General features: G+C 42.9%; 9 protein-coding genes. 6 read left to right on the forward strand and 3 right to left on the reverse strand.

From position 1 onward, the window contains the following. The 3 genes from QZ106_RS02560 to QZ106_RS02570 form a co-directional block, all read left to right on the forward strand. The coding region (locus QZ106_RS02560; RefSeq protein ID WP_295973847.1) for a sugar phosphate nucleotidyltransferase at positions 1-859 on the forward strand (859 nt) is incomplete at its 5' end. Between the two features lie 229 nt (positions 860-1,088). After that, positions 1,089-2,528 carry a glycogen synthase GlgA gene (gene glgA, locus QZ106_RS02565; RefSeq protein WP_295973850.1) on the forward strand — a complete coding sequence of 480 codons (1,440 nt, stop codon included), beginning with the start codon at positions 1,089-1,091 and terminating at the stop codon, positions 2,526-2,528. A 117-nt stretch (positions 2,529-2,645) separates the two neighbouring features. Continuing rightward, positions 2,646-5,111 (forward strand): glycogen/starch/alpha-glucan phosphorylase, encoded by a 2,466-nt coding sequence (locus QZ106_RS02570; protein WP_295973851.1) that lies wholly within the window; start codon positions 2,646-2,648, stop codon positions 5,109-5,111. Positions 5,112-5,176: 65 nt separating this feature from the next. Here QZ106_RS02570 and QZ106_RS02575 read toward each other — a convergent pair whose 3' ends face one another. Next, positions 5,177-5,587: a pyrimidine dimer DNA glycosylase/endonuclease V gene (locus QZ106_RS02575; RefSeq protein ID WP_295973854.1), complete on the reverse strand. Its 411-nt coding sequence runs from the start codon at positions 5,585-5,587 to the stop codon at positions 5,177-5,179. 38 nt (positions 5,588-5,625) lie between these two features. Further along, positions 5,626-7,650 carry a bifunctional tRNA (5-methylaminomethyl-2-thiouridine)(34)-methyltransferase MnmD/FAD-dependent 5-carboxymethylaminomethyl-2-thiouridine(34) oxidoreductase MnmC gene (mnmC, locus tag QZ106_RS02580; RefSeq protein ID WP_295973856.1) on the reverse strand — a complete coding sequence of 675 codons (2,025 nt, stop codon included), beginning with the start codon at positions 7,648-7,650 and terminating at the stop codon, positions 5,626-5,628. Between the two features lie 172 nt (positions 7,651-7,822). Here mnmC and fabB point away from each other — a divergent pair, with 172 nt between their 5' ends. After that, entirely contained in the window at positions 7,823-9,043 is a 1,221-nt protein-coding gene (gene fabB / locus QZ106_RS02585; protein WP_295973859.1) for a beta-ketoacyl-ACP synthase I, read from the forward strand. Between the two features lie 131 nt (positions 9,044-9,174). Next, positions 9,175-9,804 (forward strand): DUF1919 domain-containing protein, encoded by a 630-nt coding sequence (locus QZ106_RS02590; RefSeq protein WP_295973862.1) that lies wholly within the window; start codon positions 9,175-9,177, stop codon positions 9,802-9,804. 97 nt (positions 9,805-9,901) lie between these two features. On the opposite strand, the gene tehB is transcribed toward QZ106_RS02590, so the two are convergent. Then, positions 9,902-10,762, reverse strand: coding sequence for an SAM-dependent methyltransferase TehB (tehB, locus tag QZ106_RS02595; RefSeq protein WP_295973864.1), 861 nt, complete (start codon positions 10,760-10,762; stop codon positions 9,902-9,904). A 405-nt stretch (positions 10,763-11,167) separates the two neighbouring features. On the opposite strand from tehB, the gene aceE reads away from it, so the two are divergent. Beyond that, entirely contained in the window at positions 11,168-13,825 is a 2,658-nt protein-coding gene (aceE, locus tag QZ106_RS02600) for a pyruvate dehydrogenase (acetyl-transferring), homodimeric type (protein ID WP_295973869.1), read from the forward strand. Positions 13,826-13,870: the final 45 nt, after the last annotated feature.

Consider the following 13,870-nt stretch of genomic DNA (forward strand, 5'->3'; position numbering starts at 1 on the left):
GTTATTAGATCATGTCACCAGTGGTGCAAAATGTACCGTGGGTTGTATTGAAGTGCCACGCTCCGAGGCCCATGAATTTGGCGTGATGGCGGTCAACGAAAATCTGAAAGTGAAAGCATTTGTAGAAAAACCGAAAGATCCGCCTGCCATGGTGGGCAAACCGGAGACTTCATTGGCATCCATGGGGATCTATGTGTTTAATGCCGATTATCTTTATGAAATGCTAAATAAAGAAGTGAACACGCCTTGCACCTCTCATGACTTTGGTAAAGACGTATTGCCGAAATGTTTGGAAGAAGGCACGTTATACGCCCATCCGTTTAGTCGTTCCTGCATGGGACGTAACACGGAAGGCGATATTTATTGGCGCGATGTGGGGACATTAGACAGCTTCTGGCAATCGAATATCGACTTGGTGTCTGAACATCCGCAATTAGATATTTATGACCAAACTTGGCCGATTCGTGGTAACCCGGTGCAAGCCTATCCGTCTAAATTCTTTTATAAAAATGCCAATGTTAAGCCGGTGGATAACTCCCTTATCGGCGGTGGTTGTGTCATTACCGATGCATCAATCAGCTATTCTGTGTTATTTGATCGGATTAAAATTAACGAAGGTTCTGTGATTGATCATTCTGTGATCTTGCCTGAAGTGACAATTGGCAAAAATTGCATATTGAAACATTGTATCGTGGATCGTCATTGTGTCATTCCGGACGGTATGCAAATTGGCGTGGACCGTGAATTGGACAGTAAACGTTTCCGTATCAGTTCAACCGGCAAAGTGATTTTAGTCACACCGTCTATGTTGAAAAAATTAGAAGGACAAGATGTGTTCTCGGAAGAACATTTAGACTAACGTGAAAGTGCGGTCTGTTTTCAACACGTTTTGATTTTTACTCGCTCCTTCGGAGCCGTTGGCAAAGCCAACGTTCAAAATCCTTTGGATTTTGTGGCCGCACTTTAAGAAGGCAAATGCAGGCGCAAGCGTCTTCGCTTGTGCCTGTAACAGAATTGTTTATAACGGCACGCGTTAGAAAACGCGCGTCATCTTCGGTGCCATTTTGGTACCATATTAGGTAAATAAAATGAAAGTATTGCACGTTTGCTCGGAGTTATATCCTTTACTGAAAACCGGCGGATTAGCCGATGTGATGGGGGCATTGCCCTTTGCTCAAAAAGAAATCGGCATTGATGCGCGTATTTTGTTGCCGGCGTATCCGGCGATTGTGACGGGCATTCCAAATACGTCAGTTGTTGCGGAATGGGATAATTTTGCCGGTCATATCGTTTTGCGCTATGGCGAATATAACGGTGTCGGCGTTTATCTTATTGATGCACCGCACTTATATGCCCGTGAAGGCAATCCGTATCATGATGGCTATTACAATGATTATGGCGATAATTATAAACGTTTTGCATTATTAGGCTGGGTGGGGGCGGAGTTGTCCACCGGATTAGATTACTGGTGGCGCGCTGACGTGGTTCATGCCCATGACTGGCATGCCGGTTTAACGGCAGCCTATTTATTTAATAAAGGTCGTCCGGCAAAATCGGTTTTCACCATTCATAATTTGGCGTATCAAGGTCAATTTGATTATCGCCATTTATTTGAAATCGGCTTGCCACACAGTATGTTCCATGTGGATGGATTAGAGTTGTTTGGGCAAATTTCTTACTTAAAAGCCGGGCTCTATTATTCAGATGCCGTGACAGCCGTTAGTCCGACTTATGCGAAAGAAATTACCACACCGGAATTTGCTTATGGCTTACAAGGCTTACTTTCCACCCTTGATCATGAAGGGCGCTTGGTGGGCATTCTAAATGGCGTTGACGAAAAAATTTGGCATCCGATGAACGATCAGTACATTCAACATAGTTACAAGTTGAAATACATGGGTGGCAAAACGAAAAACAAAGCGGATCTACAAGCTTATTTCAATCTTCCACAACAATCTGATGCGCTATTGTTTGTTATGGTGACTCGTTTAACGGAACAAAAAGGCGTTGATTTATTGCTAGAAAGCGCCGATGAAATCGTTAAACAAGGCGGACAGTTAGCAATTCTTGGCTCAGGCGCACCGCACTTAGAAGCCGGTATTCGTCAATTAGCGGAAACTTATCCGCAAAATATTGCCGTTAAAATTGGCTACGATGAAGCGTTATCACATCTCATGGTTGCCGGTGGCGATGTCATTTTAGTGCCAAGCCGTTTTGAACCTTGCGGTTTAACACAGCTTTACGGCTTAAAATACGGTACGTTACCTTTAGTTCGTGCAACGGGTGGTTTGGCGGATACGGTGGTCAATAGCACAGCGGAAAATATTCAAGCTCGAACAGCAACCGGATTTGTCTTTAGTCATGCGACGGCGGATGATTTGCGCCAAGCGTTACAAACGGCATTTGCTTTATGGAAAAAACAACGTTTATGGACAACGGTCCGTGTAACTGCAATGGAACAAGATTTCAGTTGGCAAATCTCTGCAACCCACTACCAACATTTATATCAACGAATTTTATCTCATTAATAAAATACTTATCTTCTGCGTAGCGTTAAAACACACTTTACGCAGAAGATTGTTGTTGTTTTTTTATCTTGAATGATTAAAATTCATCCGCTTTTCATTTACTGAGGATGTTTTCTTATGATAATGGATAATTTTGATTCTCCATTCCTGTACAATCGACCTGAAGTCAATGTTGATTCATTGAAAAAAACGATTGTTTATAAACTGATTTTTTTAATTGGTCGTTCTCCTAAAGAGGCGAGCCAACGAGATTGGCTCAATGCCACGTTATACGCGGTGCGGGATTTCGTTACTGAAGGTTGGATCACTACCGCGCGTGAAGCCAGAGCTGAAGACGCACGCCGTGTTTATTATTTATCAATGGAATTTCTGATTGGTCGTACGTTATCCAATGCCATGATTGCAGAAGGATTGTACGACATCGCTAAAGAAGCCCTTTCCGAATTAAACGTTGATTTAGAAGAAATTATTGAAAAAGAAGTGGATCCGGGCTTAGGTAACGGTGGGTTAGGTCGTTTAGCCGCCTGTTTCATGGATTCTATTGCCACCTTAGGCTTACCGGGCATGGGCTACGGTATTCGTTATGAATACGGTATGTTCCGTCAAAAAATTGAAGACGGACAACAAGTTGAACGCCCGGATGCCTGGTTAGAAAAAGGCGCGCCTTGGGAATTTATTCGTCCGTCTAAACGTTTCACCGTTTCTTTCGGTGGTAACATTCATTTTGAAGGCAAAAAATGTATCTGGAATAAAGGCGAAGAAGTGACCGCACTTGCTTATGACCAAGTGATTCCGGGCTATCAAAATGACTCTGCCGCCACATTACGTTTGTGGGCAGCTCATGCCGGCGAACTGTTTAACTTAGAAGATTTTAACCGCGGTCAACACATTGCGGCGGTGGAAAGCCGTGCTTCCATTAAGAATCTTTCCCGTGTGCTTTATCCGGATGATTCCACTTGGAACGGTCGCGAATTACGTTTGCGTCAAGAATATTTCTTGGTTTCTGCGTCATTGCAAGACATTATCCGCCGTCATAAACGCACGCATAGCAGCTTGGAAAATTTAGCGGATAAAGTGGCAATTCATTTAAATGATACTCACCCGGCATTAGCCATTCCTGAGTTAATGCGCATTTTAATTGATGAAGAAGGCTTTTCATGGCAGAAAGCCTGGGATATGACCCGTCGTATTTTCTCTTATACATGTCACACCTTGATGTCTGAAGCCTTGGAAACCTGGCCGGTGGAAATGATGGCGAAAATCTTACCGCGTCATTTACAGATGATTTTTGAAATTAACGATCATTTCTTGGAATACGTCAAAACCTACATCACTACCGACCTGGATTTCATTCGTCGCGTTTCTTTAATCGAAGAAGGGTATCAGCGCAAGGTGCGCATGGGGTGGTTATCCGTGGTGGGTTCGCACAAAGTCAATGGTGTGGCGGCAATTCATTCTGATTTAATGGTGACGTCGACTTTTGCAGATTTCGCGCGTATTTATCCGGAACGTTTCACTAACGTGACTAATGGTATTACCCCGCGTCGTTGGCTTGCTGTGGCAAACCCACAATTAGCGTCGTTGTTTGATAAATATATCGGTTCTGATTGGCGTTGTGATTTAAGCCAAATCGAAAAATTAAAACAATACGCGCATGAAGCGGATTTCAAACACGCTATTGCGGATATTAAATTTGCAAATAAAGTGAAATTGGCAAATTACGTGAAGAAAACATTAGACATTGATCTGGATCCCCATGCGTTATTTGACGTTCAAGTCAAACGTATTCACGAATATAAACGTCAAATTTTGAACGTGTTGCATATTATTGCCCGTTACAACGCCATGTTAGAGCATCCGGAAAAAGATTGGCAACCTCGCGTGTTTATCTTAGCCGGTAAAGCAGCATCGGCGTATTACGCAGCGAAACAAACCATCCATTTAATTAATGATGTTGCCAATGTCATCAATAACGATGCCCGTTTGGGTGGCCGCTTAAAAGTGGTCTTTATCCCGAACTACAGCGTCAGTTTAGCTCAATTGATCATTCCGGCGGCAGATATTTCTGAACAAATTTCTTTGGCGGGCACGGAAGCCTCCGGTACTAGTAACATGAAATTTGCGTTAAATGGTGCCTTAACCTTGGGGACATTAGATGGGGCAAACGTAGAAATTTTGGAACATGTCGGCAAAGACCACATCTTTATTTTCGGTAATACCGTAGAACAAGTCGAGAAGTTACGTCGCGATGGCTACTGTCCATTTAATTTCTATCAAGAAGATGCCGAACTAAGAAATGTTGTTGATCAAATCATTAACGGTCGTTTCTCCGAAAACGATCCGAACCGTTATCAACAACTATTACAGGGTTTACAATATCACGATTTCTACCAAGCCTTTGCTGATTTCCGCAGCTATGTAGAGACCCAAAAATGGGTGGATGAAAAATATAAAAATCGTGATGCGTGGATTGACAGCACGATTCAAAATATCGTCAACATGGGTTATTTCTCTTCCGACCGTACCATTAAGGAATACGCGGAAAATATTTGGCACATTGAGCCATTAAATCTCGAGAAATAATTTCCGATAAAAAGAAACCCCATTCGAATCTGAATGGGGTTTTGTTTTACATTCGCAAAACACGCCTAAAACACACCGCACTTATTTGGTGCAAATGGCTGATGTGCTGTAAATCTTGCTTTTTTTGGCATTCGTTCTTGAATCCTTTGGCGATTTATTTCAAGTGCTGCATCGGTCGGCTGATAATCAAGCCAAAGTTCAGGTGAGGAGGGCAGTGCTTCAGGCCAAATATATTGAACCTTAAAACCACGCGCTTTACATTCCGTATGTAATTCATCATATCGCCTTTTCAAAAACGCCATTTTATTAAAGAAAAATCTCACATGGCCTTCACCTAATTTATATTCCTCCGGTTGCCCTTTTAAGTGAAATTTACCTTTGGCGACAGCATTCGGAATGCGTGTCAGTTCGCGGTGTTCCGCCAATAAATGCTGATCGCATAGCTCTGTAGGTGGAATCAGATTAATTCGAGTCATAATGATACTTCCAAGTATAAAAGTTAAAAATCATTGTATTAAGACGATAAATTCTCAATCGACGTGCCTTTCAGTAATTTACGCATCCAACTGCGATTGGCAGATAGGTGGTGAATAAGGTCTTCGCTGAGCGGAAGTGGTTCGTTGTAGATTAACGAAGCGAGTGTTTCGCCCAATATCGGGGCAGAGGTTAAGCCGCGTGAACCCAGTGCGCCGATGAGATATAAATTCGGATATACGGCAGCCGGTGGAATGGGTTGTTTGCGACGGCGTAAGTTGAACAAATTTTTATAATCCACGCATTGCTGTTCAAAATTCGGCACATTGCCTACCATTGGAATACGATCCCGCACGGCGCAACGCACGCCAATTCGCGCCAGATTGGTAGACGTATCCATCTCTTTTACCCAAGGCATACCCTCTAGGTTCTTTTGGATTTTTTCCTGATTTTCCCGTTGTTCCTGTTCGCTAAAGGTGCGGTCAGCGCAATCCCGCACATGGCTGGCGCCAATGCAATGGGTGGTTTTCGCCTGATCGGCAGGGGTGAGGTAGCCGTCATAACAGAGCACAGATTTCAGTTTTAGCAGATGTTCTGACGTGGAAATTTGGCTGACTTGCCCGCGCACGGCATAAAGCGGTAGTGACTGTGTTTGAGGAAATTCATGTAGTTGATGCCCGTTGGCGAGGACGACGATTTGATGATGGAACCTGTCGTTTTCAGCATTTGTCACCAGCCAGCCGTTTTTTTGTGGGGAAAGTGCGGTCACTTTTTGCGACGTTTTTATACTGAGTCCGCGCCGCTGCAAATAAGCGAATAGATTCTGCACAAATTGTTGTGGCGCAAGCCATCCGCCCTGTGGAATGAATCCGCCACCACAAGGCAACGGGAGACCGACTTTATCGCTTAATTCTGCTTGGTTTAGGTTGTTATAAATACCTTCAGGTAGCTGAAGTTGCGAAACTTTCTGTAATTTGACCGCACTTTTTTCGTTATAGCCACACAGTGCCACACCACAAAATTCATGTTCAAATTCAATGAGGTTTTTGGTGTTGCGTAATTGTTGTAAGCCATAGGCAAAAGCCTGTATGTAAAAGCGAATGTTGCGTTCATCATCATCGCTCAGTTGCGGATAAAACGCCCCTTGCTTATTGCCGGATGCGTTCATCGCCGGCTGTGGATCTTTGCAATAAAGGGTGACGTTCGCGCCACGTTGCATTAAGGCGAGTGCGGTAAATAAGGAGGCGATGCCGCCACCCACAATGGCAACATCCGCCACACCTTCAAACTTGGCAGGTTGTGGCAGATACCACGGAGTGAAAAGTGCGGTGGGTTTTTCAAGTGTTTTTTCACCCACCAAGCATTCACGTTTTTTACCGTAACCTTTGCGCTTTTGCACGCTGAAACCGGCATTTTCCAAGCCTTTGCGTACCGCACTTGCCGCCGTAAAGGTAGCGAATGTGCCTTGCGGTTTGGTATAACGGTACATTTGCGTATAAAGCGCGTCATTCCACATATCGGGGTTTTTACTTGGGGCAAATCCGTCTAAAAACCACACATCAATTTTGTCACGCATATAATCGCCAAGCTGTGGCAAATTGTCGTGAATATCACCAAACCAAAGATCGAGTGTGGTTTCCTCAAAATGAAAACGATAGCAACCTTCAATCGGGTCTAGCCAATGTGCCTGTAATTGTGCCGTGAGGGCGCTAAATTGCGGGTAATGTTGATGGGCAAGCGTTAATACTTCCCGTGTTAATGGATACTTTTCGAAGGAAATAAAAAATAGTCGTTGTAATGTTGCCTGTGGAAATTGTTGGCGAAATTCCCGAAAAAGCGTGGTGACCGCCAAAAAATTGAGCCCTGTACCAAAGCCGGTTTCAGCAATAATAAAATACGCTTGTTCATGTTTTAGCCAACGTTGCCATAGCTGATTGCCTTGTTGGAAAACGTAGCGGCTTTCTTCCAAACCGTCTTGGTTAGAAAAATAAACATCGTCAAATTGGTCGGAAATGGGCGTATTTTCTTGATTAAAATGAATCTCGGCATGAGTCACTAAGCGCATTGGGCGTGATTTCCTTTCGTTGCTTTTGAGGTGTCTAATATAATACGCCTAATTGCCCTAACTGGTCGAACGTTATAATTAATGCTTGCAATATTTTGATTTCATAGTAAATTGCGTTCAGCTAACAAATGTAAGTCGAAAATCAATTTCCCAACTCATTAAGGAATAACGAATGAAAAGAGCAGTAATCACCGGATTTGGTATTATTTCCAGTATTGGTAACAACAAAGAAGAAGTATTGGCTTCATTGAAAGCTGGTAAATCCGGTATTGAAATCGTCCCTGAATTTATTGACATGAAAATGCGCAGCCATGTTGCCGGTACCATTAAATTAAATCCGAGCGAGTTAATCGATCGTAAAGTGTATCGTTTCATGGGCGATGCGGCAGCCTATGCTTATCTTTCTATGAAAGAAGCGATTGAAGATGCAGGGTTAACGGAAGAGCAAGTGTCTAACGAACGTACCGGCTTGGTGATCGGCGCCGGCACAGGTTCTGCCCATAATCAGTTAGTGGCTTGTGATGCTGTGCGTGGTCCGCGCGGTGTGAAAGCCATTGGCCCTTATGCCGTCACGAAAACTATGGCATCCAGCGTATCTGCGTGTTTGGCAACACCGTACAAAATTAAAGGCGTAAGCTACAGTATCAGTTCCGCTTGTGCCACTTCAGCACACTGTATTGGCAACGCATTAGAACTCATCCAATTAGGTAAACAAGACATCGTGTTTGCTGGTGGCGCAGAAGAGTTGTCTTGGGAATGTGCGACCGAATTTGATGCGATGGGCGCAGTGTCCACCAAATACAATGAAACCCCAACCAAAGCGTCCCGTGCGTATGATGCAAACCGTGACGGCTTCGTGATTGCCGGCGGTGGTGCCGTGGTGGTTGTGGAAGAATTGGAACACGCGCTTGCACGCGGTGCGAAAATTTACGCGGAAATCGTCGGTTATGGTGCGACTTCCGATGGTTATGACATGGTGGCGCCAAGCGGTGAAGGCGCAGAACGTTGCATGAAACAAGCCATGGCAACTGTTGACACACCAATCGACTACATTAACGTGCACGGTACATCAACGCCAGTCGGTGATGTGAAAGAATTGGGTGCGATTAAAAACGTATTTGGCAATAAAATGCCGGCGATTTCTTCCACCAAGTCCATGACAGGTCACTCTTTAGGGGCCGCCGGTGCGCACGAAGCCATTTACACCTTGTTAATGTTAGATAATGATTTTATCGCACCAAGCATTAACATTGAAACCTTAGATGAACAAGCCGTGGGTTGCAACATTGTGACTGAAACAAAAGAAAATGCCGGTTTACAAACCGTGATGTCTAACAGTTTCGGTTTTGGTGGCACGAATGCCACACTCGTGTTTAAACGTTATAACGGTTAAATTTGACTGAGAACAACTCCCCTGAATGTAAAATTTAGGGGAGTCTGTTTTTATGGCATCATCGTTCATAGCGAACGCTTAGTGATTTTCTTCAATGTGTTGTGGCCGTATTGCGTTATTTGGAGGCAATGATGTCCTTATTTTCAAAATTCAAAAGTGCGGTGAATCAATTTCATCGAAAATCCATCAATCGCCAACTAAGAGAACGTTTGCAAAATCACGGAATGTCCGTGTTATCCAGTAACTGCGTGGGCGCATTTATTTTGCATGATTTGAATGAGCCTTTTAATTCGCCTTTTGTCAATTTATATGTAAAGCCACGAGATTTTATCCGTTATTTACAAAATATGGCTTTTTATCACCAGCAAACATTGGAATTCAAACCGAGCGACAAGCCTTACCCTGTCGGTTGGTTGGGAGATGTTCCTATCCATTTTATGCATTACCGCAATGCGCAAGAGGCGAAAGAGAAGTGGGAAACACGTTTAAAACGGATTAACCTTGATAATCTTTTTATTATCATGACAGATAAAGATAGCCCTCAAGGGGTGAGTTATGAAGAGCTCGAAGCCTTTGATCGGTTGCCATTTAAAAACAAAGTGGTATTTACGCATAAACCTTATCCGCAGTTGGCATCTGCCGTGTATATTCCGGGTTTTGAGCAAAGCGATCAAGTCGGGGATTTATTCGCCTTTTCGGGCTGGAACGGTAAAAAATATTATGACCAATTTGATTATGTAACATGGTTTAATCAAGGGTAAATATAAAAAATCTGCGTCTTAATACATGACATAAGACGCAGATTTTTCATATTCCGCAGTAATAAAGTGCGGTCTTTTTCTGTTCTAAATCGGCAAACTATTTCTTTCTTGCCAACATAGTCACAAATTTCATTTTATAACGATTGCCGTTTTCATCGGTTTTGTGCAGTTCACCCATGTTTTCGTTGTATTCCAAGAATTCCCAATCTTTGTAGTATTCTTTCAATTCATTTTCACCAAAAGTAAATGAAAATGGCAGTGGGCAAGGCACTTCCGGAGTGGACATGGCAGCTACGATTAAATTGTAGCCCCCCGGATTGGTATGGTTTTGCATGTTTTCAAGAATTGCCGGTACGCGAGCACGATCGAGGAACATAAAGACCACCGTCGACACAATAAAATCATAGTTTTCTTGAATGTTTGCTTCGTTGATATTGTAAAGTGCGGTCTGAATTTTTAGATTTTCTTTCTCTTTGACTTCGTTTAGAAATTGAAGACTGTTTTCATTGTGATCCCAAGCGGTGACATCATAGCCGAGTAAACTCAAATAGAGAGAGTTACGACCTTGTCCACAACCTAAATCCAACACTTTACAAGGTTTAATGATTTTAGCTGCATCGACTACATCACCGTGCGTGGCGGTCATATTGTATTTCTTGCTGAAGTAGTCTTCCTTGGTGCAATAAAATTCCAGAAAACATTCTAAATCATCGGAAAGGGCTTCAACACGATGCCATTGTTGCGGTTCAACAAAAGGTGTTTCATCTTGTGAGGTGAAAATGTGTTCGCTCACAATATTGCCATTTTCTGTGAGGACATAAAATTTAAGTTTACCTTTTAATACGGTGAGTTTTCCCCAAGTGCCGACTTTTGTGTTGTGTTTTTCTTGAAACATTTTTGGCAAGCTGTCTTTGGTCCAAACCGGCATTTTTTTATAGCAAATAAGTTCGTTTTGCATTTTTTTCTCCAAATTTTAGGGTGTTAATAGTTGAGTTTAATGGTAGGTTAATTACGTGAAATACGCAATATTTAATTCTTTTTCAAACGAAGAGATGATAAAAATCAAGCATTTTAGAAAGTGCGGTTGTTTTTTAAGGATTTTATGGGACATTACAATTTTTGATATATTAATTTATATAGCGTTAGTTTGAAACTATGCAAATATGGGGTATTTTCAAGTGAAGAGAGAAAAATTACTATCATTTTTTCAAAAAATCTAATAACATTTACATTATTTGTTAAAAATTTGTAATGTCAGTTTTTGGCAAATTAGGCTTTTTTTTAGTGATCAATTTCGTTGTTTAATTTCTATTAAAAATTAGGGTTAAACGTACTTCTAACTTAACAAAATAAGGAAAAAACTATGTCAGAATTGTTAAAAAATGACGTAGATCCGATCGAAACTAACGATTGGTTGGCATCAATTGATTCGTTAATTCGTGAGGAAGGCATTGAGCGCGCTCAGTTCATTATCGATCAAGTTATGCAACAAGCTCGCGCCGGTGGCGTTTCTTTACCAAGCGGGATTACAACCGATTATGTGAATACCATTCCTGTGTCAGAACAACCAGCGTATCCGGGCAATTTAGACATTGAACGTCGCATTCGTTCTTATGTTCGTTGGAATGCGGTGATGATGGTGTTACGTGGTCAGAAAAAAGATCTGGATTTAGGCGGTCACTTATCGACTTATCAATCTGCTGCGACGATGTATGAAGTTGGTTTTAACCATTTCTTCAAAGCGGCAACAGAGAAAAATGGCGGTGACTTAGTCTTCTTCCAAGGCCACGCGGCGCCGGGGATGTATGCTCGTGCTTTCTTAGAAGGACGTTTAACGGAAGAACAATTAGACAACTTCCGTCAAGAAGTGCATGGCAAAGGCTTGTCTTCTTACCCTCATCCGAAATTAATGCCGGATTTCTGGCAATTCTCAACGGTTTCTATGGGGTTAGGCCCGGTGAACGCCATTTATCAAGCCCGTTTCTTAAAATACTTACAAAATCGTGGTTTGAAAGACACTGCTGATCAAAAAGTGTATGCCTTCTTAGGCGATGGCGAGATGGATGAAATTGAATCTAAAGGTGCATTAACTTTCGCCGCACGCGAACATTTAGATAACCTCATTTTCGTCATTTCCTGTAACTTACAACGCTTAGACGGCCCGGTAAACGGTAACGGTAAAATCGTTCAAGAATTAGAAGGTTTATTTGTGGGCGCCGGTTGGGAAGTGATCAAAGTCATGTGGGGTAGCCGTTGGGATAAATTATTTGCCAAAGATACCACAGGTAAACTCACCCAATTAATGATGGAAGTGGTTGATGGTGACTACTTAACCTTCAAATCTAAAGACGGTGCCTATGTACGTGAACACTTCTTCGGTCGTTATCCGGAAACCGCTGCATTAGTGGCTGATATGACTGATGATGAAATTTGGGCGTTACAACGTGGCGGTCATGATCCGCTTAAAGTGTTTGCTGCATTCAAGAAAGCACAAAATGCCGGTAAACCGGTTGTTATCTTAGTGCAATCTGTGAAAGGCTATAAAATTGCTGAGGCAGAAAGTAAAAATACTGCGCACCAATCCAAAAAAATGTCTGCTGAGAGTATCAAAGCTTACCGCGATTACTTCCACATCCCAGTGAAAGATGAAGATTTGGAAAAACTGCCATATGTGACTTTCCCTGAAGGTTCTGAAGAATATAAATACTTGCACGAACGTCGCAAAGCTTTACAAGGTTATTTGCCGGCACGTCATCCGAAATTTACTGTGAACTTCAAAGCACCTGAGCTTTCTGAATTCTCTGCGTTGTTAGAAGCACAACCGCGTCCGATTTCAACCACAATGGCATTTGTTCGTTTCTTAAATACGTTGTTAAAAGACAAAGAAGTGGGCAAACATATTGTTCCAATCGTGGCAGACGAAGCGCGTACTTTCGGTATGGAAGGGTTATTCCGTCAAATCGGTATTTACAACCCGCATGGTCAAAATTATGTCCCATCCGACCGTGATTTAGTGGCTTACTATCGCGAAGCGAAAGACGGTCAAGTCTTACAAGAAGGGATCAATGAATTAGGGGCAACCTCTTCTTGGTTAGCGGCAGCAACGTCTTATTCTGTGAGCAATATGCCGATGATCCCATTCTTCATTTACTACTCCATGTTCGGTTTCCAACGTGTGGGTGACTTAATGTGGGCAGCAGGTGACCAATTGGCACGCGGTTTCATGATTGGTGGTACGTCAGGCCGTACAACATTGAACGGTGAAGGTTTACAACACGAAGATGGTCACAGCCACATTCAATCTTTAACGATTCCGAACTGTGTCTCTTATGACCCGGCATTCGCTTATGAAGTGGCGGTTATCATGCAAGACGGTATTAACCGTATGTACGGTGAAAAACAAGAAGATGTGTTCTATTACATCACCACGTTAAACGAAATTTACGATCAACCGGCAATGCCTGCAGGCTCAGAAGAAGGTATTCGTAAAGGTCTTTATAAATTTGAACACGTACAAGGAAAAGGTAAAGGCGAAGTGCAATTACTTGGTTCCGGTGCGATCTTGCGTCATGTACGTGAAGCCGCTCAAATCTTGGCGAATGACTACGGCATCAGCTCTGATGTTTATAGTGCGCCATCCTTCACTGAAGCGGCTCGCGAAGGGGCGGATGCGGTTCGTTGGAATATGTTACATCCAACCGAAACACCACGTGTGCCATACGTCGCTCAAGTGATGAATGACAAGCCTGCCGTTGCAGCAACCGACTACATGAAGCTTTTTGCTGAGCAAATCCGCGCTTATGTACCGGCTAAACATTATCATGTGTTGGGTACGGATGGTTTCGGTCGTTCCGATAGCCGTGCGAACTTGCGTGACCACTTTGAAGTAGATGCACACCACGTTGTGGTTGCCGCATTACATGTGTTGGCACAAGAAGGCACGGTTGACAAGAAAGTGGTTGCCGAAGCAATCGCAAAATACGGTATCGATCCTGAAAGATTGAACCCGTTATACGCATAAAAATAACGAAAAAAACGACCGCACTTGATAAAAGTGCGGTTGGTT

It is taken from the genome of uncultured Aggregatibacter sp. (assembly GCF_901873365.1).
GTDB lineage: Bacteria > Pseudomonadota > Gammaproteobacteria > Enterobacterales > Pasteurellaceae > Aggregatibacter.